Consider the following 21,714-nt stretch of genomic DNA (forward strand, 5'->3'; position numbering starts at 1 on the left):
AATGTCCGCGATCTGCGGTTATCCAGCCCGTCATTCCGGCACGGGCGACGGGCGCGTCAGCACGCCCTCGCCATAGCGGGCCTTGTCGCGATTGCGGTGCGAACCAAGATTTTCGGAAGCGAGATAGCCCCAGATCTCTTCGGCCGTTTCGGCAAAATGCACGAGGTTGATGTCCTCGCGGTTGATCATGCCGTAGTCGGCGAGCGCATCGAAATTGATGACCTTGTGCCAGTATTCGCCGTCGACCAGCACCACGGGGATGCGGGTGCCCTTGTGGGTCTGGGTCAGCGTCAGCAGTTCGAACAGCTCGTCGAAGGTGCCGAAGCCACCGGGGAACACCACCAAGGCGTTGGCGCGCATGGCCAAATGCATCTTGCGCATGGCGAAATAGTGGAACCGGAAGGTGAGCTGCGGCGTCGTATAGGCGTTGGGTTCCTGCTCGTGGGGCAAGGTGATGTTGAAGCCGATCGTCGGGGCGCCGGCGTCGCGGGCGCCGCGGTTGGCCGCCTCCATGATGCCCGGCCCGCCTCCGGTGGCGATGACGTTGTCGAAGAAGCCGTCGGTCCGATTGACCGCGCCGCCGCGCTCGGAGGCGATGCGGCCGAACTCACGCGCCGTGCCGTACCAGCGATTATGCAGAGGATCACCATTTTCGTGGACGCGGGCCGAACCGAAGACCACCAGTGTCGAACGGATGCCCCAGGCCTTCAAGGTCTGCTCGGCCTTGGAGTATTCCAGCATGAAGCGGACGCCGCGCATCGAGTCCGACAGCAGAAAGTCGCTGTCGACGGCGGGCAGGACGAAGGCCTTTGAGGTCTTCTGGGCGGTGTTGTCGGCGATATCGGTCATACGGTCAGGTCCAGGATTCCGGCCAGAAGCGGCGAAGGGCAAGGATAGAGATTGGCACTTAAGGAACGCTGAAACGCGGCTGTACTGTGGCAGGAAGGCGTCGGCGAACATCCCTAAGCCGTTCGGGGGCGGCCGGAGCGGATATAATCATTTCCGAATCAGGCCGCTCGCTCCATGGAGGGGGCTTGGATCAACGGCACGGGGCTGGAGCTGAAACTGGGCGAAGACTTGACGATCGACGAGGACCGCCATTTCCAGGCGTCGGACGCCAGTGCGCCCTCCCGCCTCGATGCGGCGCGTCTCGTCCTCGCCAGCGAAAACTGGGCGGAAGGCTTTGCCGATTTCGAACGCCGCCCCTTCGCAAATCCGTCCAATCGTCCGCGCTGGAATGGTGCGCGCCTGCCGGCGGCGCGCGTTGTCGTGCTGACCGAGGAAGCCGAGTGCAGTACGCTCGCCTTCGCCCGCTTTCTGCCGGAGCTCGCCGCTCGCGTATTGTCGTTGACGCTCGCCGTCCCGGCCGAGCAATTGGCCCGCCTCTCGTCCTTCACTGCCGCCTTTGGAGGTGTGCCGCTGGTCGATGCCGCCTCGCTGCCACCGCATGACCTCATTCTGCCGCTCGCCTCGGCGCCAGCCGCACTCGGCCTTGCGGCGGACGAGGTGCCACCGCCCCGCATCCTGTCGGTGGCGCGTCCGGATGGAGCGTCCATTGGCGTTGCGCTGGCCCCATCACCTTGGAGCCGTGGCGGCGAGGCGTCGCCGGAAGGTGTGGTGCCGCTGCTCCGCCAGGCTTTCCCCGGCTTCAGGTTGGTGCCGCTTGATTCGGCCGCTGCCCTGCGGCTCGGCGTTGAGCCGGTCGAGGCCGATCCCGCTACACTGGCCGGGCTTGATCTCGTCGTTGCCACCGATGGTCCTGCCGCCCATGCCGCCGGCGTCGCCGGTGCGCCGCTCTGGCTGCTGCTCGATCATCAACCACACTGGATATGGGCGCGCGAAGGGCGCTTCAGCCGTTGGTATCCTGGTGCGCGTCTCTTCCGCGCCGAGGGGCGGGGTTGGCAAGGCATCACGACCGCTCTCGCCTTGGAGGCAAAGGCGCTCGCCACGTCCGGGCTGTCCGATGTCACGGCGATCAACCGGCTCGCGGCCGCCGCTGAAGGCGTCGAGGGCGTAGCGGCGGCGCGCGCCGCCCTGCCTTTTGCCGCCCGCCTGGTGGCGCTCAGCCGGACGAATCCAGAGGCCTGGACGCGCCTTGCCGGATTGCTGCTTCGCCTCGGTGAGATGGTCGATGCCGATCGAGTGCTCGATGCGGGACTTTCGGCCGGATGGCGTCATACGTCGCTATTGCTGATGGCCGCTCGCCGCGATCTCGACCGGGGCAAGCCCGCCGCCGCGCTCCGCCATGCCGAACTTGCCCTCGGCAACGATCCCGCTTCCGTCGATGCACTGATGGCGCGTGCCGCCGCCTTCTCTGCGCTCGATGAACATGTGAGAGCGGAATTCGCCCTCCGGCAGGCGGTCCAGGCGGCGCCGCACCGCGCCGATCTGCTGGTCGCCTGGGGAGAGGCGCTGAGAAGGCTTGGAGATGCGCGCGCCGCTTCCCGTGCTTTCGAGCGGGCGGTCATCGCTGAGGATGGCGCCGATGCCCGGCTCGGTCTCGGACGCCTGGCGACCGCGGCCGGCGAAACAGGGCTCGCCCTGCATTTCCTCGGAACGGCTGTGGCCTGCGACGATGGTGACGCCGAGGCGGCGATGGAATTCTCCCGCGCTCTCTCCGCCGCTGGCCGCACCGCTGACGCGGTGGATGTTCTCCGCCGCCTCGTTGTCCGCCATCCGTCCGCCCCCGCTCGCGCCTATCTCGGCGAGCTGCTGCTGGCTTCTGGCGACTTTGCCGCCGGCCTTGCCGAATTCGAGTGGCGGCGCGGCGAGGCGCACATCCTTCCGTCCCTTGCCGATCTTGCCGGTCGGACTGTAGTTCTTGTTCCTGAAGGCGATGCCGGAATCCTGATCCGTTTCCTGCGTTTTATTCCTGCACTCAAGCTAGCCGGGGCGGCCAGCGTTCGCGTTGCAGCTGCGGATGAGTTGACGTCTTTGCTGGTCAATGTCGAAGGGCTGGATGGCTCCGCCGAAGCGGCGGAGACTGACATCCTCCTGCCCATAATGAGCCTGCCGGCGCTGTTCGGTCTCACCATGGGCGATCTGCCGGCACCACAGCGCTATGTCACGTCCGATCCTGTTGTCGTGATGAATGCGGCGCGCGCGTTCGCTCATCTCCAGGGGTTCCGCATCGGCCTGGCACTCGGCGGCAAGGCGGCATCGGTAGATGTTGGACCACTTGCCGCGTTGCCCGGCGTCGTTTTCGTCGCTCTCGATGCCGAAGCGGCGCGTTTGCCAAATGCTTGGCCGCTCGCCACCGGTCAGGCCGATCTCGACAGGATCGCCGCCGCCCTTCCCAATCTCGATGCCGTGGTGGCGACCGCGGAAAGTCCGATCGCGGCGCTGACGGGGGCCGTTGGCCGGCCCGCCTTTATCATCGGACCGGATCGCGACGATTGGCTGTGGCTAGAAGGCGAGGGCCGCACGCCGTGGTTCCCGGCCGCGCGCCTTTTCCGCCGGCGCCCCGGTGAAAGCGAAACCGACCGGCTGTCCCGTCTCGTCGCGGCGGTCGCTGCGTTCGCCGGCGGCGATCGCGCCGTTCCCTTCCGTGCCGATCCCCCCCCGAGCGGCAGCGCTCTCAACGAAGAGGATGATCCCCTCCTTCGGCCGGACGCAATGCTGGCACAGGCCGGCCTTGCCGCGCTCGCCAATCGCGACGACCATCGCGCCGTCCTTTTGCTTGGGGATGCTATTGCCGCTGGGTCGAGCGGGCCGGAGCTGCGCGAGAAACTCGCCGCCGCCCTTCTGCGGATCGGCGAACGGGAGAGGGCCGGAAACCTCCTTGCCACATTGGTTACCGAGGCCCCTACCGCTGACCGGCTCGTCGAGCTTTCAGAGGCCTGCCGGCTGACCGGTCGTCTCCAAGAGGCATTGGCCCATGCCGAGCGGGCAGTCGAGCTTCGTGCCGACCTTGCCGAGGCCCATCGTGCCGTCGGCAAGGCCTTGGTGGGCCTCGGACGTGCCGCCGAAGCACTCGTTTCCTATGGTCGTGCCGTCACACTGGCACCGACGGATCCCGAACTCTTGATGGATGAGGCGGAGGCGCTTCTGATTGTCGGCGACTACAGGCGTGGCTTTGCTCGAGCCGAGGTGCGCTGGCAAGCTGCCGAACTATTGCCGCGCCGCTTTTCGGCGCCGCGCTGGACCGGTGAGGATATCAGTGGCCGGACGCTGCTCGTTCATGGTGAACGCGACCTCGGACTGGATATCGCCTTTGCCCGCTTCCTGCCGCAGCTTATGGCACGCGGGCCGCGGTTGGTTCTGGAGGTACGCCCGGCGCTGACCGATCTGTTCCGCCGCCTGGCGCTCGATGGCGACATCTCGGTGATCGAGCAGGGCAGGCGTCCGCCGCCCTACGACATGGAGGTGCCGCTTCGGAGCCTGCCGCATGTATTCGGCACCGAACGGAGCGACCTGCCATCGCCTGCCCGTTTCCTGCCCGATCCCTTGCGAATCGAGGCATGGCGACGGCTCTTTGACAGCGACGGCCGAACCTCCGTCGGTCTTTATTGGCGGAACGCCGCCGATGCGGCGGCGCTGGCGCCCCTCGCCGGCCTCGACGGCGTCCGCCTGTTCGCTCTCGACCGTCGCGCCGGTCGGGCCTCGCTCGGCGTGCTTCCCAAAGGGCTGGCTGTCGAACCGCTGGGCGATCGGCTCGGCGGCTTCACCGAGACTGCGGCGGCGATGGCAGCGCTCGATGTGGTGATCGCCCCCGTTTCGACCACGGTTCACCTTGCCGCAACGCTCGGCCGACCAAGCATAGTGATGGATCCGTCGACCACCGATTGGCTCTGGGCGGGAGGGGGCGGCACGCCCTGGTATCCCGATGTGCGGGTCTGGCGCCGGGGCGATGATCTTGCCCATCTCCTGCGCGCCCTCATTTCCGAAAGGCTGGCTTCATGACCGAAACGGTTGTCGACCAGCTGATGGCGCGCGCCGCCGCCGCTGAAGCGGCTCACAAATGGATCGAGGCCATCGCTCTCTATGAGGTGGCACTGGCGCGATCGCCGGACCATGTGCCGGCGATGCAGGGCGCCGCCGCCGCGGCTCGCGCCAATGGCGATCATGCCCGCGCCGTCGTGTTTCTGACGCGCGCCGATCGGACCGCGCCGGGCCGGGCCGATATCGCTATCGCTCTTGGCGAGGCGCTCGCCGCAACGTCTCGCCTGGTTGAGGCGGCCGCGGCTTTCGAGCGGGCGCGCGCCGCCAAACCACTCGACGCGACGCTCGCCGTTCGTCTCGGCGTAGCCCGCCTTGCCGCCGGCGACGCAGACGGTGCCGTTTCCGCTTTCGAGGCCGCGCTGCGGCTCGACCCAGCCGAGCCACGCGCCCTCGGCGGTCTGGGGTCGGCGCTGGTCGCTGCCGGCCGCCCGCTGGCGGCGGTCGAGGCGTTCCGGCGAACGGGTGTGTCTCGTCCGCACGCCGATCGGGCGGCGGCGCTGCTGGCACTTGGCGATATGGCCGGCGGTTTCGCCGATCTCGATGCCGTTGCCGCTCGCCCGGCCTGGACTGCCCGATTGCCAAGTTGGAGTGGCGATCCGCTCGATGGGCCGCTCCTCGTCTCAACCGGAATGGATCCACTCGACCTCGTCACCTTCGCATCGACGCTGCCACTGGCCCGCTCCCTGGTCCCCGACCTCGGGTTAGTGGCGCCGAAGCCTTTCGTCCGTCTCGCTTCGGCATTGGCGGGCGTCGGTCACGTCGCCGCCGACAACGAAGATGTGGGGAACTGGATCGAAGCCGCTGCCGCGACTGCGCCACTCTCGGGCCTGCCGCATCGCCTCGGCCTCACCGCCGGAAGCTTTACGCCATCAGGTCCACTGCTTGCCGCTGAGCCTATGCTCGTGGAGCGCTGGAGCGCGCGGCTTGACCTCGGTCGCGGCAGGCCGGCCATCGGCCTGGTCTGGGGCAACAGCCTCAAGCTCGACGACCTCGCGCCGCTCGCCGGTATCGGCGACCTGCGCTTCATCGCGCTGGAACGGCTGTCCGCGACCCTGCTGGTCCGGTCGTCGACGCCATCTGGTTGGGAGATTGCCGGCTCGCCGATCCGCATCGAGCATCCCGGCCCGGATTTCGAGGCGGGTGTCGATGCCCGTGTCGATTGCGCCGCGCTTCTCAGCCGGCTCGATGCCGTGATCGCCATTGACGGTTTGCCGCTCCGCCTCGCCGGCGCACTCGGACGCCCCGGCGTTGCTCTTCTTGCCTCGGCGGCCAATTGGCTATGGCGTCTGGAGGGAGACAAGACGCCTGTCTATCCGTCACTGTCGCTGCTGAGACAGAAACCAGAAGGACAGCTCTCGGCCTTGCTACCGGAGGCCGTGCGCCGCGTTCGCGACATGGTCCGCTCTTGATCTCAAAGGAAAATCCCACCGGAAACTCTCGGCTTCCGGGAAGCATGTTGCCTCTACTCGCGTAATGGGTGACAATAACGGAATGAAATTTTACAAACAGGCCATTTCGGAGGGAATGGTATCTCTTGCCAATTAAAGCTGTCCTTTTAGGATTCCAGCCTGTCGGGAGGCACCAAGCGCCCCGAGAGGCAGCCGAGGCTCCCCGACAGGCGCGATGGCCGACATCGCTTGAGGCTGGAGACTGGAAGCATGCGAGGCTCGAAATTTCTGGGACTGTTCGCCGCTGTGATCGCGGCGCCGCTTGCCATCACCGCTCCAGCCATGGCGGTGACGTTGACCAATGTTTCCTATGATCCAACCCGCGAGTTTTACGAGGCCTACAATGCGGCCTTCGCCGCGCACTGGAAGGCCGAGACTGGTGAGGATGTCGACGTCCGTTCGTCGCACGGCGGTTCCGGCAAACAGGCCCGTGCCGTGATCGACGGCCTGCCGGCCGATGTGGTGACGCTGGCGCTCGAAAGCGACATCAACGCCATCGCCGAAAAGACCGGTAAGATCCCGGCCGATTGGCGCGGCAAGCTACCGCACAACTCGGCGCCCTACACCTCGACCATCGTCTTTTTGGTCCGCAAGGGTAACCCGAAGGGTATTCACGACTGGGGCGACCTCATCAAGGACGGCGTCGAGGTGATAACGCCCAATCCCAAGACGTCGGGCGGTGCGCGCTGGAACTATCTCGCAGCCTGGGCTTGGGCCGCTGGTCAGTATGGCGGTGACGAGGCGAAGATTCGCGATTTCGTAGGCGCTCTCTATAAGCACGTGCCGGTACTCGATACCGGTGCCCGCGGCTCGACTGTCACCTTCGCCCAGCGAGAGCTTGGCGACGTGTTGCTTGCCTGGGAGAATGAAGCGTTCCTGGCCCTCGACGAATTCGGCGCCGACAAATTCGATATCGTGGTGCCGCCGCAATCCATCCTGGCCGAGCCACCGGTCGCCGTCGTCGAGGGCAACACCAAGATCAACGGCACCGAGAAGGAGGCTCGCGCCTACCTCGAATATCTCTATTCGGCCGAGGGACAGACGCTCGCCGCGAAGTTCCACTATCGTCCGGCCGAGCCGAACCTGGTCCCTCCTGAACTTCTTAAGGCGATCCCTCAGCTGAAGCTGGTCAGCATCGATGATCCGTTGTTCGGCGGCTGGGCCAAGGCGCAACCCTACCATTTCGGCGACGGTGGCGTATTCGATCAGATCTATAAGCCAGCACAGTGACCAAACATCGCCGGCGGCTCGTCCGCCGGCTTCGATGAGTGGAGGGATTGCCATGTGGATCGCAACGGTGCCACCCGGGTTTCTCTTTCCGCTGACCGAACGAGACCTTGCCGCCGGCGGACCGGGTGATCCCGATCGGCCGGCTTCCTCCGAAAGCGAGGCCGATGACCCTGTACGCGCCCTTCGTCAAGCCGAGTGTCCTGCCGGGCTTTCGCCTGACGATCATCTTCACGATCCTCTATCTCACGATGATCGTCCTCCTGCCGCTTGGCGCCCTGCTCTTCCGGGCTTCTTCGCTGGGGGTGCATGAGCTCGTGGTCCTGGCGCTCGATGGCCGAACGCTGTCGGCGCTGAGATTATCCTTTGTCACGAGCTTTGCCGCGGCTGCCTTCAACGTGCCCTTCGGTCTGCTGATCGCTTGGGTGCTGGTACGCTATGACTTTCCCGGCCGGCGCTTTTTCGATGCGATCATCGATCTGCCCTTCGCCTTGCCGACGGCGGTGGCCGGCATCGCCTTGACCGCGCTCTACGCGCCGAAGGGCTGGATCGGCTCGATTGCCACCATCTTTGGCCTCAAGATCGCCTATACACCGATCGGGGTCTTCCTGGCACTGGTGTTCGTCGGTCTGCCTTTCATCGTTCGCACGGTGCAGCCGGTGCTGGCCGAAGTGGACCGCGAACTCGAAGAGGCTGCTGCGACGCTCGGCGCCGGCCGGCTCAGAACCATCGCATCGGTGGTGCTGCCGGTGCTCAGCCCGGCCATCCTGACCGGCTTCGCGCTGGCTTTCGCCCGGGCGGTCGGCGAATATGGTTCGGTGATCTTCATTGCCGGCAACATCCCCTATGTCTCGGAGATCGCGCCGCTGCTCATCGTCATCAAGCTCGAAGAGTTCGACTATGCCGGCGCGACCGCCGTCGCCGCCTTCATGCTGGCGGTCAGTTTCGCAACGCTTCTCCTCATCAATCTGATCCAGGCCCGAGCGCGCACGAGGTATGGCCATGTCTGACAGTTCCGTCGCGCTCGCCGTGTCGCTCGAAGAGACGACTGCGGCCGTTGCCGCCAGCCCGTCCCGCCGCCGCTTGCCGACCGAGGAGGCACCGTGGGTCCGGCGTCTGCTGATCACGTTGGCGGTCGGCTTTCTCGGCCTGTTTCTGTTGCTGCCGCTTGTCACGGTGTTCATGGAGGCGTTCCGGAAGGGCGCTGGCGCCTTCATTCACGCCTTTGCCGATCCGGCTGCCGTCGACGCCATTCTGCTGACGCTGATGGTGGCCGTCATTGCTGTTCCGGCCAATCTCGTCTTCGGCATTTCCGCCGCCTGGGCGATCGCCAAGTTTGATTTCCGTGGCAAGGCTTTCCTGGTGACACTGATCGACCTGCCCTTTTCGGTGTCGCCGGTGGTGGCAGGTCTCGTCTACGTTTTGCTCTATGCCAATCACGGCATCTTCGGTGGTTGGCTGCAGTCGGCCGGCATCCAGATCATTTTCGCCCTGCCGGGTATCATCATGGCGACGGTGTTCGTCACCTTCCCCTTCATCGCGCGCGAGCTGATTCCGCTGATGGAGGAACTGGGTAACACCGACGAGGAGGCGGCGCTGACGCTCGGCGCTTCCGGTTTCCGCATGTTCTGGACGGTGACGCTGCCCAACGTAAAATGGGCGCTGCTCTACGGCGTGCTGCTCTGCAATGCCCGCGCCATGGGCGAGTTCGGCGCGGTGTCCGTGGTGTCAGGCCATATCCGCGGCTACACCAACACCATGCCGCTGCACATCGAAATTCTTTACAACGAATACCAGTTCGTTGCCGCCTTCGCCGTCGCTTCACTGCTCGCCGCTTTGGCCTTGGTGACGCTCGGCATCAAATCCTGGCTGGAACATCGCTACGCCGGCGATCTCGCCGCCGGCCACCGCCACTGACGGAGCCCCGATGGAACTCGATATTCGCAACCTGACGAAGACCTTCGGCAGCACGGCGGCCCTTCATGGCGTCGACCTCAAGGTCGCTTCGGGGGAACTCCTGGCGCTGCTCGGACCGTCCGGCTCGGGCAAGACGACGCTCCTGCGCTGCGTGGCCGGCCTTGAGATCCCGTCAGGCGGTCAAATTCTGTTCGGCGGCGAGGATGCCAGCTTCAAGAGCGTCCAGGAGCGGAATATCGGATTCGTGTTCCAGCACTATGCCCTCTTCAAGCATCTCACCATCGCCGACAACATTTCCTATGGTCTGAGGGTGCGGCCGCGCCGCACGCGACCGACCGCGGCAGCGATCCGGAACAAGGTCGAGGAACTGCTCGCCCTGATCCAGCTGCCGGAGTATGGCGGCCGATATCCGAGCCAGCTGTCGGGTGGTCAGCGCCAGCGCGTGGCGCTCGCCCGGGCGCTCGCCGTCGAGCCGCGCGTGTTGCTGCTCGACGAACCGTTTGGCGCTTTGGACGCCAAGGTGCGCAAGGAACTGCGCGTCTGGCTCCGGGAGTTCCACGACCGTACCGGCCACACCACGCTGTTTGTGACGCACGATCAGGAGGAGGCGCTCGATCTCGCCGACCGGGTCATCGTCATGAGCAATGGAAAGATCGAGCAGGAAGGGTCGCCCGAGGACATCTACGACCGGCCGGCGACGCCCTTCGTCTTCGACTTCATTGGCGAATCCGTTCGCCTCGACATCCATGTCGACAAGGGAAGGCCTTTCGTCGGTCAGCAGGAGGTTTCGATCCCCCGGCTGCCGCCGCTTCTCTTCGACGGACCGGCGAAACTCTACGTCCGTCCCGAGCACGTCGCCTTCCGCCGTGATGGCGAAGGGCTCTGGGCAACGGTCGTGTCGCTGCATCGCTCAGGATCGTCGCGCCGTATCGGATTCCGTGCCGACGGAACCGAGATGATCATCGAGGCACTGACGCCGGCTGACCGCGAGCCGCCTCGGATCGGCGATCGTGCTGCTCTGGAAATCCGGGCTGCCGGCTTGTTCTCGGGCACAGCCTAAAGTGGGTTATGCAGCTAGTTGTTGTCCTTCGCAACCGGTGATAACAGATACAATTGGAAATATCACCGATGCGCATTATGCGCGAAATTGCGTTGGAGTTTTGTATGCGTTCGCTTATTGCCGCCGCCACCCTGCTGTCCGTGGCTGCTGTCGCCCATGCCGAAGATGTGACCATGGACACTAAGTCTGGCCAGACGGTCTCCTACCAGCTTTATACGTATTCGGTTAGCACCTGTTCTTCCGAGGGGCAGTTTCGAACCAAGGTTTTGGAAGAGCCCATGCATGGCAAGCTGGACATTCGGCCGGATACCTTCATCGCTGACGCCCCTCCTTGTAGTGGCCGCAAGTTTGTCGGCACGAGGATTTCCTACACCTCAGTCAAGGGCTTCCGCGGCACTGACCACTTTTCGGTAAACTCCGGCTATCCCGTTGACAGCTCGGAAATGCGCTACAGCTACTCGACCGACGATTTCACAGTGAACGTGCGCTAATCAAGTGCCGCGTGGCTTGGCCCGGCGGGTGGGATCCGCGCTAAGCGGATCGTCGGGCCAGGGGTGCTTCGGATAGCGCCCCTTGAGGTCTTTCGCCACGTCCTTCCAGGAGCCTCGCCAGAAGCCGGGCAGATCCTTGGTGGTCTGGATCGGCCGATGAGCTGGCGAGGTCAGCACTAGCGTCAGAGCCACCCGGCCGCCGGCAATGGTCGGATGCCGATCGAGACCGAACAGCTCCTGCACCCTGATCTCCACGGCAGGTCCGCCGTCGGCGCCATAGTCGATCGGTACGCGGCTGCCGGTCGGCGCCTCGAAATGGCTGGGCATCAGCCTGTCCATGTCCTGCCTGAGACCAAACGGCAGAAGCCGATCTAGGGCGGCGCCGAGGAGCGCGGCGTCGATGTCGTCGAGCCGCGTCAGCCCATCGATGAACGGACCCAGCCAATCGTCGAGCGTGCCGGCAAGACCGGCATCGGTGAGATCGGGCCAAGGCTCGCCCACCGTTTGGTTGAGAAAGTTGACACGCTCCCTGAGCCGCCGCTGCTCTTTCGACCAGTTGAGACGGTCGATGCCGATCCGGCGGACACCTGACAGAAGTGCTGCGCTCGTCTCCGTACCGCTTGGCGCGGCAATCGGTTCCTCGGCAAGCTTTACCGCCTCGAGCCGTCGGATGCGGCGGGCGCGGACGGCGCGGGCGGCCGGATCGAATACGACGGTCGTTTCGTCGACGATTCGGGTTGCGAACAGCATCTCGATCTCGTCACGGGAAATCGCAGCCGCCAGCCGGATGCGCGCTCGCTCCGCCTTGCCGGCGAGGTCGGCGACGACGATGTAATCTTCCTTGGCTAGCCGGTCATGCTCCTCCAGCATGCCGCCTCTGCCGCTGGCAAGGCGAAAGGCACCATGCGGTCCTCGAGCTTCGGCAACCCGATCAGGATAGGCAAGAGCGAGAATGGCGCCTGCCGATAGCGAGGTCGGCGATGCCTCGGAGGCCTGACCCTCGGCCGCCAGCTTGGCCCACTTGCTAGCCATGGCCCGAGCGTCACTGGCCCGTTGAGCGCGATCGCCACGGAAGCGCACGAGGCGGTCGGCAATGTCGGTGGAGTCGCCCCCGAGACCCTGTTCGGTGAGGATCGCCGCAATATCGGCCGCCATCCGCGCCGCGCCGAAGTCCGCCGCCCGGTGGATCATGTGGGCGAGGCGGGGCGGCAATGGCAGGCGCGCCAGCGCCTTGCCCTCGGCCGTGATACGGCCCGCATCATCGATGGCCTCAAGATCGCGAAGCAACTCCACAGCTTCGTTCCAGGCCGGCTTCGGCGGCGGGTCGAGAAAGGCGAGGGCGGCCGGATCGTGAATGCCGACGGCGGCAAGGTCGAGTACCAGCTGTGAAAGATCGGCTTCCAGGATCTCCGGCGTCGAATAGGGCTGGAGCGCTGCCGTCTGGCCCTCGCTCCACAGGCGCCAACAGATACCCGGCTCGGTACGACCGGCACGGCCGCGCCGCTGATCGGCCGAGGCGCGCGAAACGCGCATCGTTTCAAGGCGCGTCAGGCCGGTGTCCGGTTCATATTTGGGAACGCGAGACAGGCCGCCATCGATCACCAACCGGACGCCGTCAATGGTCAGCGACGTCTCGGCGATTGCCGTGGCAAGCACCACTTTGCGCTCCGGTGGCCGGCACGGGCGAATGGCGAAATCCTGCTCGGCGTTGGTCAGTGCGCCATAAAGGGGGGCGAGGCGAACTCCAGTTGACAGACGCCCGTCGAGTCGTTCGGCGACGCGACGAATTTCCGCCTGCCCTGGCAGAAAGACCAGCGCCGAACCCTCCTCTTCGCGCAACGCCCGCAGCGTCACGTCGGCCACCTGGTCCTCGAAACGCAGGAGCGGATCGCGGTCGACGTGCCGCGTTTCGATGGGGAAGGCGCGGCCGGCGCTCTCGATCACCGGTGCGCTGCCAAGAAGGCTGGCTACACGGCCGCCATCCAGCGTGGCGCTCATCACCACGATCCGAAGGTCGTCTCTGAGCGCCGCTCCATCGAGGGCAAGCGCGAGGCCAAGGTCGCCATCAAGCGAGCGTTCGTGGAACTCGTCGAACAGCACCGCCGCTACCCCATCGAGCAGCGGGTCTTCCACCACCATGCGCGTGAAGACGCCCTCGGTGATCACTTCGATCACCGTTTTCGCCGACACCCTGGAGTCCATGCGGACGCGGTAGCCGGCGGTTTGTCCAACACTCTCGCCAAGGCTATCGGCCATGCGCGCCGCTGCAGCGCGGGCAGCGATACGCCGCGGTTCGACGACGATCAGCTTGCCGCTTCGCCACGGGGCATCGAGCAGCGCCAGTGGCACCCGTGTCGTCTTGCCGGCGCCTGGCGCGGCGACAAGAACGAGACGCGGGTTGGCTTCAAGCGATGCTCGGATATCGTCGAGCACCGCGTCGATGGGAAGCGGCGGAGAAAAGCGCACTGGTCCTGGTATCACCTGAGCGCCTGGAGCAAGGCCGAATCCGGCCAACCATCGACCGGCAGTCCAGCCTTCAGCTGGAAGCTGCGAACCGCTTCGCGCGTTTGCTGGCCCAGCTTGCCGTCCTTGGGGCCGGCGTCCAGACCCTGGGCTGAAAGCGCTCCCTGGATGAAGGCGATATCGGACGCACCGAGCGCTTCGACGTTCCCATTGCCGGGGCCGACTGGCGGCGCACCGGCCAGCCGCGTTGCGAAATAGGCTGCGGTGGTCGAGTAGACCAGCGACTCGTTCCAGCCGAGGTAGACATCGAAATTGTGGTACGCGAGGAAGGCCGGCCCGAAGCGCCCCATCGGCAGATAAAGCGCGGCCACACCGTCGGGGATGGAGCCGTTCGCGGCTCGCACGCCCATCGCCTGCCACTCGCCGACCGGTTTCTTGATCGGCAGGTCCGCCTGATCCCAGGGGAGGTTGGCCGGAATCTTGACCTCGACCAGCCAGGGCTGGCCGGGCACCCAGCCGAGCGAATGCAGGTAATTGGCCGTCGAGCCCAGCACGTCGGGCGCGCTCTTGATGAGGTTGCGACGGCCGTCGCCGTCGAAGTCGACGGCGTAGCGGAGATAGTTGGACGGCAGGAACTGCGTCTGGCCGAGCTCGCCGGCCCAGGCGCCCTTCATTTCCGACGGCGTGAGGTCGCCTCGCGCCACGATCTGCAGGGCATCGAGCAGCTCATTCTGGAACATCACCGGCCGGCGGCAGTCATAAGCGAGGGTCGCCAGCGACTGCAGGGTCGGGAAATCGCCGGTGTTGGCGCCGAAATCGCTCTCCAACCCCCAGACGGCAACAATCACTTCGGCCGGCACGCCATATTGAGCCTGAATGCGGCCGAACAGGTCGGCGTTGGCCTTGATCTTCTGCGCGCCGACGCTCAGGCGGTTCTTGTTGACCATGCGGCCGGCAAACTCGGTAAAGGTCTGCGAGAACACGCCCTGTCCCCGGTCCTTCTTGATCACTGCCGGATCGAAGCTGATGCCCGAGAGAGCCGATTGCACCGTGCTGGCGGGAATTCCGCCGTCAACGAGCGTCTTCGAATAGCCGGCGAGCCATGTACCGAAGCCATCGCCCTTGGCGCTGCAATTGGCTGCAAGGCCGGGCGTAGCGAGGACTGGCAATCCGACAACCAGCGCTGTCAGAACGGGGACCGAAGACCGCATGAACATAACCTCCTCAAAGAACTAGGTTGAAACGGATCATAGCGACATTCGTTTGCAATCGACAGAGTTTCAGTCGGGGCGGTTCATGGCGATGCTCGAACCGTCACGTCCTCTCACCACCATCAGGCCGGCGACCACGATCACGGCGGCACCGATCAACATCGCCGGCTGCGGCCGATCGCCGAACACCAGCCAGCCGAACAGAATGGCCCATAGCAGCAGCGAATATTGGATTGGCGCCACCACGGCGGCCGGCGCCAGCTTGAGCGACCGGGCAATGCAGAGATGGGCTGTCATCGAGATGACGCCGAGGGCGGCCAGCATGACGAGATCGATGGGGTCCGGGGTCACCCAGCCAAACGGGGCAAGGACGGCGCCGACGGCAAGCGCACCGATCGTCTGCCAGAACACCAACACTCGATCAGGAGTCGCTCGGAGCTGGCGGCTTTGCACCACCATCATGGCATAACAGAGCGAACCGGCAATGGAGATCAGCGACGCCCAGGAGAGGCTGCCGAATCCCGGTTTCAGCACGAAGACGACGCCGGCAAAGCCGATGGCGATGGCCAGCCACTGGCGGCGGCTTACCCGTTCGCCGAGGAGCCATGGCGACACCGCGGCGACGTAGATCGGCCCGGCAAGATAGAAGGTCATGACGTCGGCGAGCGGTAGGAAGCGGATCGCCATGTAGAAGAATACGATCTCGGCCGTCGCCAGTGCGACGCGTGACATCTGTAGTCCGGGCCGTTCGAGCCGAATAAGCTCCGGGGCGCCGCCTTTGAGAAGGAGCGGAGCCAGCACGACGAGGGCGGCGAGCGATCGCGTCAGGACGATTTGACCGGCCGAAAAGCTCCCCGCCAGCCACTTGCCCATGATGTCGTTGACGGCAAACATGAAGTCGCCGAAGAACATCATGAAGATGCCGAGGCCGACCGTGGAACCGGCGGCGCGGCGAATGAAAAGCTGAGCGGACAAAGGGAACTCCGGCGAAATCGGCGAAAGTCGCATCTCGATAGCCGATCCCGGCAGCCTTGGCGAGGATGGCGACGTGGTTTCAGGGAGCCAGCCCTCATTTCTCCCTTGGTCCGAAGCGCATGCCAAGGCTACGGTCATGCCGGTTCTCGCCGCTCTGGAGATGAAATGCGGAAGCTCGATATTCTTCTCTACACCCGCGCTTCAGGTGGCGGTGGCGCCGAGCGGGTCTGGGCTATTCTGGCCAATGGCCTCGCGGCGCGTGGCCATCGTGTCACCTTCGTTTTCGATGAGAAAGTATCCAATGACGGTGTCGATCCGGCGGTGGCCACAATCGACGTCGGCAAAGGCCATGTAGGTGCTGTGCTGCGGCTCGCCCGCCTGCTGCGCAGCCGCCGCTTCGACGTGATCGCCGCGGCCGTCTCGGTCAACTGCGTCAAGCTTGCCCTCGCCAAGGTGCTGGCCTTGTCGGGAGCCCCGCTTGTCTTTTCCTATCACGGCTTTGAGGAATACAAGACCGGCCGCCTGTCGGCTGTCGGCTTCTATGCCCTGCCTTTGTTCGTGCCTTTGACCCGCCGGTTCGTCGGCGTATCGGACGGTATCGTGCGGGCGCTGGTCGACCGTTGGCATGCACCGGCGGCCAAGACGGAGCGCATCTATAATCCGGTGCCATTGATTGCTGCCGCTACCGCAGAGGAGATCGCCGCAAGGCCTCCCGTCGTCGGTGCCGTCGGCCGCCTGTCACGGGAAAAAGGCACGGATGTGCTGATCGACGCCTTCGCCCGCCTGACCACGCCCAACGCGCGCCTGGTCATCGGCGGCGACGGGCCGGAGCGGCAGCGGCTTGTCCAGCAGGCGGCTGATCTCGGCGTCAGTGATCGTGTGCGCTTTCTGGGGCGTGTTTCCTCGGCGGCCGAGGTCTACGGCCTTGCGCGCGTCGCGGCCGTGCCGTCGCGCACCGAGGCTTTCGGCATGACCACGGTGGAAGCGCTGTCTGCTGGCCTCTCGGTCGTCGCAACCGACTGCGACGGGTCGCGTGAGATACTGGCCGGGCAATATGGCGAGCTGGTTCCCATTGAGAACGCCGCCGCGTTGGCGGCGGCGCTCGATCGGGCACTGGCGACCCCGCCGAACCCGGCCCCGGGTGTCGCCCGTGCCCAGGAATTCTCGGCCGAGGCCGGTATCGCTCAGTGGGAGCGGCTGTTTGCCGGGCTGGCGACGGGGGGCTGACGGTCGGGCGAACGGGCGCGGCCGAGAGCAATATGTCGCTCGAACAGCTTCGGCATTTGCACGGCCACCGAATAGGGCATCACCTTGGCGTGGATAGTCTCGGGATCGAGCCGGCCGGCTGCGATATTGGCAGCAAGCTGCACGAAGCCGTCCGCCATCGTCTCGGCGGCAACCTCGCGGTCTTCCGGCCGCTCGACGAGAAAGCCCGAGACATCCGTCTCGATCAGCGGATCATATTGCGGCAGCCGGATGGCGCCCATCGGTCGGCCGCTCGAAAGCGTTTCCAGAAGGTAGCAGGGCATGCCTTCGAAAAAGGACGTCAGGATGCCGGCGTGACAGTTGCGCATGATCGCCGATACGCCGTCGCTGGTCTGGAAACCGTGACGGACGGTGAACGACTCGATGGCCGCGAACTCCTTGTCGCGGTGCGGGTCGGAGGTGCCGATATAATGGAATTCGAATTTGCCGCCGAGCTTGCCATGAAGACGACGCAGCGTCTCGAACATCAACGGCGGGTCCTTGAAGGCGTCGAGCCGACCGGCGAATACCACGCGGAACGTGTCGCTTTCAGGGAAGGGAGCAGACGGGAAGCGTTGGGTATCGACTGAAACGGTCATGAACTCGGACTTGCGAGCCACCCTCGGCATTTCCCGCTCATAACGGGCGACGATGTTGGGATTGACGCCCACTACGCGACTGGCAAGGGTCAGAGCGATCCTCTCATTGAGGCGGTGAATCCACCAATAGCGCCCAATGAGGCTGTCCATCTTGTTGCCCTTGCTCTCCTCGTTGTGCACGAGTTGCACCACGGGGTGACCGATCAGCCGGGCGGGAATGGCCTGCTCGAAGCGCTCGATTTCGGTCGAGGCGGTATCGCCGGCCGAGAGACGGCGGATGGTGAACAGGTGACGCAAGATTCCAAGGGTAAAGTGCAGCGTTACCGACTGGCTGAGCTTCTTGGCTGCCGCACGCATGGTCTCGCCGGGAATATGAATCACCGGCAGGAAGTCGATCTGGCGGCCATCGAACTCAATTCGTACTGGCTTGCCGATCTCGAGATCGCCGCGTTCGTCGATGCCGACCAGCAGCACCGACACGCTGTCGGGGTGACGAGACAGCATTAGACGAACATGCGTCTCGACGCCGCCCACCTTGCCGCCCCGCGGATCGATGGAGTGGAGAAGGGTGATGCGATGAACCATCGGCTGCTCACTCCTGACGGGGGGCATGATCGGTGGTGGAAGAGCGTTGGCGCGACAGCGCGTTGGCCAGTTCACGGGCGTTGTAGCGGATGAGATACATCGCCGACAGCGCATAGCGCTTGGAGAGACGGCGCGGATCGTGGATGAGCCGCCACAGCCACTCGAGGCCTGCCGCTTGGATAGGATCGGGAGCGCGTCTCTGGCTGCCGCCGATGAAATCGAGCGCGGCGCCGATGCAGACGAAGGTCACGCCAGGCGCCCAGCGCCTGGCAAATTCGGCAAAGACTTCCTGCTTGGGAGCGCCGAGCGCCACGAAGCAGATGCGAGCCCCGCTTGACGCGATACGTTCGGCGGCGGCGCGGGCTTCTATGCCAAAAGGACTGAAGCCGAAGGGCGGACTCTCGAGCCCGGCCACAATCAGCCGCGGATATTCGCTGCGCAGCACGGTCTCGGTCATGGCGAGCGTGTCGGGCGTTGTGCCGAAGAAATGCACGGGGATGCGGGCCAGCGCCGCGGCTCCGCAGAGCGGTCGCACCAGGTCGGCGCCGGTGACCCGCACGAGCCGAGCGCCCTTCCGTCGCGCCATGGCCACCACCGGTGCGCCATCGGCCGACACATAGGTCGCCTGATCATAGGCAGCGCGGAAGGCTGGATCGTGCTCCAGCTTGACGAGGTGGTCGAGGTTCAGTGTGAAAACGGTACCGCCACGGCCGGTCAGCGCGTCGAAGGTGACGAGGTGAACTAGGTCCGCTTGCTTGCCGATATTGACGCGTGCCGTATCGAACACCGCGATCGGTTCGGGGGGGCGACCGGCCTCGGCGAGATTGGTGGCTTGGGCCGTAGCCGGACGATCGTGAAACAAACCTGACATTGGCGACTCTCCGGCGCTTCAAGCGCCATCCCGACGCCGGAGGCATGCGACGGACCATAGAGATCCCATCTCCGCCTCCCAGCGAATTGCAACGTCTGGGAAGAGCCGTGCCAACGACATGGTTCTTCCCTTCGCTGCCAACTTAAGCCGGCTGCCGTTCAGTACGGATTTATCCGATCCTTCAAATTGTAACGAAATGCCGATTTGTTTTGGATGGAACGAAGCCAGTCGGCTTGCCCATCGAAGCGAGGCGCTGGCCTTATCCACGCGCCGGCTCGTGCCGGGCCGCGGCTCACGGCGAGGCTTTATTTCAGCCGGCTCAGGCTCGCTCGGCGACGACCAGACGCGCAGGGCGTTCCTTCACCAGCACAAGTCCGGTGAAGACCGGCAGGGCGCCGAGGAGATCCCGCACCATTTCCGCTGCCTCGTCGTCATCCTCGACGACGGCGTCGGCAACGATCAGAGCCGCATCGACCTGACCAAGCAGCGTCTTCAAGAGGTCTGCCGAATGGTGGTGCCCGCAATGCAGGATAATGCGGCCGAAGTCGTGGGAGAGCTTGTCGACGAAATCGGCGACGCGGCCGACGTTGGCGGCGATCTCGGTCGCTGCGTCCTGTCCACCCACGCCGATCAGCGTGACGTCGGCTCCTCCCTCGCAGATGGCGACGTTGGCCGCATCCGCTGTCCCGGCAATGACGTCGATCACGCCGGGCATCGTCTCGTCGACATAGGCTCGGTGGAGCGGCAGATCATCCCAAGAGGCGTCGACGAGCAGAACGCCGTCCTTGACCGGAACGTGCGCCAGGCCGAAAGCGACCGCTGCCGCCGCAGGGCCATCGTTGGCACCGAGCACCAGAATCAGGCGCGATGCCCCGGCGGCTGTTGTGATCTTGCGGACCAGCTCATCGAAAGTCTTGGCTGCGGCCGGCAGCAGTGCGCCCTCGCCATCGGCAATCGCGCTGGTCAGAATGCTGCGCGCACTCCGGGGCGCCGACCGTCCGCGCCTGTCATGAGCCGGGACGCGGGTGACGATCGACAACTCGGCAAGTACCGATGGGGCTGCCGGAGCGTCCTCAACGATTTGAGGTTCGGGCTGATCAGTCTCGTCTTCGACCATCGCCGGCGCCGGCTCGTCGGACCTATCTTCCTCGACCGTAACAACGTCGCTCACAGGCTCCAATGGCGGGCTCACGGCCACGACGGCCTTGTCTTCGTGATCAGAATCGCCGGCTTCGATCTCTTCGGCCCATTGATATTCCGGCAAGTAGCGGCGGCCACGATAGACTGCGATGGTCAAGGCAAGGCCGAGGCCGGCGATGCCGGCAAGCGCCAGAATGATGGTTCGGCGCGGGGCGTAGGGTGTGGCAGGAATATTGGCGGGGGCGATGACGCGTGCGTCCGAAACCTGCGTATTGGCCTGCAGGGTTATTTCCTCGGTGCGTGTCACATAGTTCTTGTACATGTCGGCGCGAAGCGAGGCCTCGTTCTCGAGTTCGCGCAGTTCGATGGTCCGTTCGCCGGTGTCGGCCACCACGGCGCTGGCATCATCGAGTGCCTTGCGTGCCGATGCTTCCGCCGCCATCGCCACCTGATATTCGGCGTCGGCGCTTGTAGAAAGCGTCTTGAGCTCGGTCTCGATCTGAGCGTCGGCCCGGGAAAGATCGCTACGCGCTGCGATCATGCGCGGATGACTGGGGCCGAGATCCTGGGCAAGTTCGCCCATCGTGCGGGCGGCCAGCGCCCGCTCGATCTTGAGACGGCTCAGAACCGTGGAGTCGATGCCGCTCAACGCAGCGTCCGAGCCACCGGCGCGGGCGGCGGCGATCTTGTCGCGGCGCGCCTTGGCGTCCTGAGTGCGCAGGCGGGCGGCGACATAGGCGTCATTGAGCTGGCGCAGCGTGTCCTCGTCCACCGATCGGCCGTTGGCCGTGAGCAGACCGTGGTCGCGGCGATAGGCTTCGAGCTTCTCCTGGGCGGTCCGCGCCTTGGCTCGAAGGTCGTCGAGCTGGCGATTGATGAGGTTGCTTCCCTCGCGGACCGCCGCCTCTTTCACTTGGACCTGGTTGGCCACGAAGGCCTCGGCCAGTGTCTGTGCGATCCGGGCGGATTTGTCGGCGGAATCGCTCAGGACCGAGATATCGAGCACATAGGTCTGGTCGGCGCGGGCCACCTTGATGGCCTTGACGAGCGCCCGCAGCGTTTCGTCGCGGCTGCCGCCGAATTCAGGATCGCGTTCGAGACCAAGCGTGTCGACGACCGTCGACAGGATGGCGGCAGAGGTGACGATGTTGGCCTGGGTGTCGATCCAGACCACGTCTACGCCCTGAAGCGGCTGCTGAGAGAGCTCGGGGCCGGCCACCTGTTTGTCGCGCGGGTCAAGCAGCACCCGTGCCGTCGATTGCCATACCCTGGGGACAAGTGTCGCGTAGGCGAAGCCGACGCCGACAAACAGCAGGGTGATGATCAGAATCAACAGCCATTGCCGGAAAAGAATGGACAACAACAGGCCGATGTCGACCTCGCCCGGGCGGCGCGTAGCGTCGGCAACCGGTCTTTCAATATCTCTATCGTGGTATTGAGGAAGACTGTTCAACTTGCTTTCCGCCCGCGTTTTCAGCTTGTTAACCATAAGCTGGCGCGCTTAAGGAAACGTGAACGCTGTCGGCCAAAATAGAAGCGTC

At 65.0% G+C, this 21,714-nt stretch carries 15 protein-coding genes; 8 read left to right on the plus strand and 7 right to left on the minus strand.

The genetic code is table 11. The annotated features are described in order from the left end of the window. Positions 1-30 precede the first annotated feature (30 nt). On the minus strand, positions 31-849 hold the full coding sequence (locus tag G522_RS0104065; protein ID WP_026789940.1) for an LOG family protein: 819 nt from the start codon (positions 847-849) through the stop codon (positions 31-33). 174 nt (positions 850-1,023) lie between these two features. Between G522_RS0104065 and G522_RS0104070 the strand changes: the two genes are divergently transcribed. The 7 genes from G522_RS0104070 to G522_RS0104100 all read left to right on the plus strand — a co-directional run bounded on the left by G522_RS0104070 (position 1,024) and on the right by G522_RS0104100 (position 11,084). Further along, positions 1,024-4,902 (plus strand): tetratricopeptide repeat protein, encoded by a 3,879-nt coding sequence (locus G522_RS0104070; RefSeq protein ID WP_026789941.1) that lies wholly within the window; start codon positions 1,024-1,026, stop codon positions 4,900-4,902. Beyond that, positions 4,899-6,350, plus strand: coding sequence for a tetratricopeptide repeat protein (locus tag G522_RS28810; protein WP_026789942.1), 1,452 nt, complete (start codon positions 4,899-4,901; stop codon positions 6,348-6,350). The genes G522_RS0104070 and G522_RS28810 overlap by 4 nt, the downstream gene beginning before the upstream one ends. Positions 6,351-6,599: 249 nt before the next feature. Further along, a complete protein-coding gene (locus G522_RS0104080) occupies positions 6,600-7,619 on the plus strand; it encodes a sulfate ABC transporter substrate-binding protein (RefSeq protein WP_026789943.1) in 1,020 nt (339 codons plus the stop codon). Positions 7,620-7,783: 164 nt separating this feature from the next. Continuing rightward, positions 7,784-8,626 (plus strand): sulfate ABC transporter permease subunit CysT, encoded by an 843-nt coding sequence (cysT, locus tag G522_RS0104085; RefSeq protein WP_026789944.1) that lies wholly within the window; start codon positions 7,784-7,786, stop codon positions 8,624-8,626. Beyond that, complete coding sequence (gene cysW / locus G522_RS0104090; RefSeq protein ID WP_026789945.1) at positions 8,619-9,533, plus strand: sulfate ABC transporter permease subunit CysW; 915 nt, start codon at positions 8,619-8,621, stop codon at positions 9,531-9,533. Before cysT ends, cysW begins: the two co-directional genes overlap by 8 nt. A gap of 10 nt (positions 9,534-9,543) precedes the next feature. After that, the gene (locus G522_RS25535) at positions 9,544-10,593 is read left to right on the plus strand and encodes a sulfate/molybdate ABC transporter ATP-binding protein (protein WP_051228281.1); all 1,050 of its coding nucleotides are present in this window, start codon (positions 9,544-9,546) and stop codon (positions 10,591-10,593) included. A gap of 68 nt (positions 10,594-10,661) precedes the next feature. Further along, positions 10,662-11,084, plus strand: coding sequence for a hypothetical protein (locus tag G522_RS0104100; RefSeq protein WP_026789946.1), 423 nt, complete (start codon positions 10,662-10,664; stop codon positions 11,082-11,084). Here the strand turns inward: G522_RS0104100 and hrpB are convergent, their stop codons facing one another. The 3 genes from hrpB to G522_RS25540 all read right to left on the minus strand — a co-directional run bounded on the left by hrpB (position 11,085) and on the right by G522_RS25540 (position 15,733). Continuing rightward, the gene (hrpB, locus tag G522_RS0104105; RefSeq protein WP_026789947.1) at positions 11,085-13,550 is read right to left on the minus strand and encodes an ATP-dependent helicase HrpB; all 2,466 of its coding nucleotides are present in this window, start codon (positions 13,548-13,550) and stop codon (positions 11,085-11,087) included. An 11-nt stretch (positions 13,551-13,561) separates the two neighbouring features. Further along, on the minus strand, positions 13,562-14,758 hold the full coding sequence (locus tag G522_RS0104110) for a lytic murein transglycosylase (RefSeq protein WP_026789948.1): 1,197 nt from the start codon (positions 14,756-14,758) through the stop codon (positions 13,562-13,564). Positions 14,759-14,827: 69 nt separating this feature from the next. Beyond that, positions 14,828-15,733 carry a DMT family transporter gene (locus tag G522_RS25540; protein ID WP_051228347.1) on the minus strand — a complete coding sequence of 302 codons (906 nt, stop codon included), beginning with the start codon at positions 15,731-15,733 and terminating at the stop codon, positions 14,828-14,830. Positions 15,734-15,898: 165 nt separating this feature from the next. Between G522_RS25540 and G522_RS0104120 the strand changes: the two genes are divergently transcribed. After that, positions 15,899-16,960, plus strand: a complete 1,062-nt coding sequence (locus G522_RS0104120; protein ID WP_026789949.1) for a glycosyltransferase — start codon at positions 15,899-15,901, stop codon at positions 16,958-16,960. On the opposite strand, the gene G522_RS25545 is transcribed toward G522_RS0104120, so the two are convergent. From G522_RS25545 to G522_RS0104135, 3 genes are all read right to left on the minus strand, one after another. After that, entirely contained in the window at positions 16,918-18,162 is a 1,245-nt protein-coding gene (locus G522_RS25545; protein WP_051228283.1) for a glycosyltransferase, read from the minus strand. The genes G522_RS0104120 and G522_RS25545 overlap by 43 nt on opposite strands. A gap of 7 nt (positions 18,163-18,169) precedes the next feature. Beyond that, positions 18,170-19,033, minus strand: a complete 864-nt coding sequence (locus G522_RS25550) for a WecB/TagA/CpsF family glycosyltransferase (RefSeq protein ID WP_084632730.1) — start codon at positions 19,031-19,033, stop codon at positions 18,170-18,172. Between the two features lie 319 nt (positions 19,034-19,352). Continuing rightward, positions 19,353-21,626, minus strand: a complete 2,274-nt coding sequence (locus tag G522_RS0104135) for a GumC family protein (RefSeq protein ID WP_026789950.1) — start codon at positions 21,624-21,626, stop codon at positions 19,353-19,355. Positions 21,627-21,714 lie beyond the last annotated feature (88 nt).

It is taken from the genome of Pleomorphomonas oryzae DSM 16300 (assembly GCF_000422965.1).
Classification (GTDB): Bacteria; Pseudomonadota; Alphaproteobacteria; order Rhizobiales; family Pleomorphomonadaceae; genus Pleomorphomonas; species Pleomorphomonas oryzae.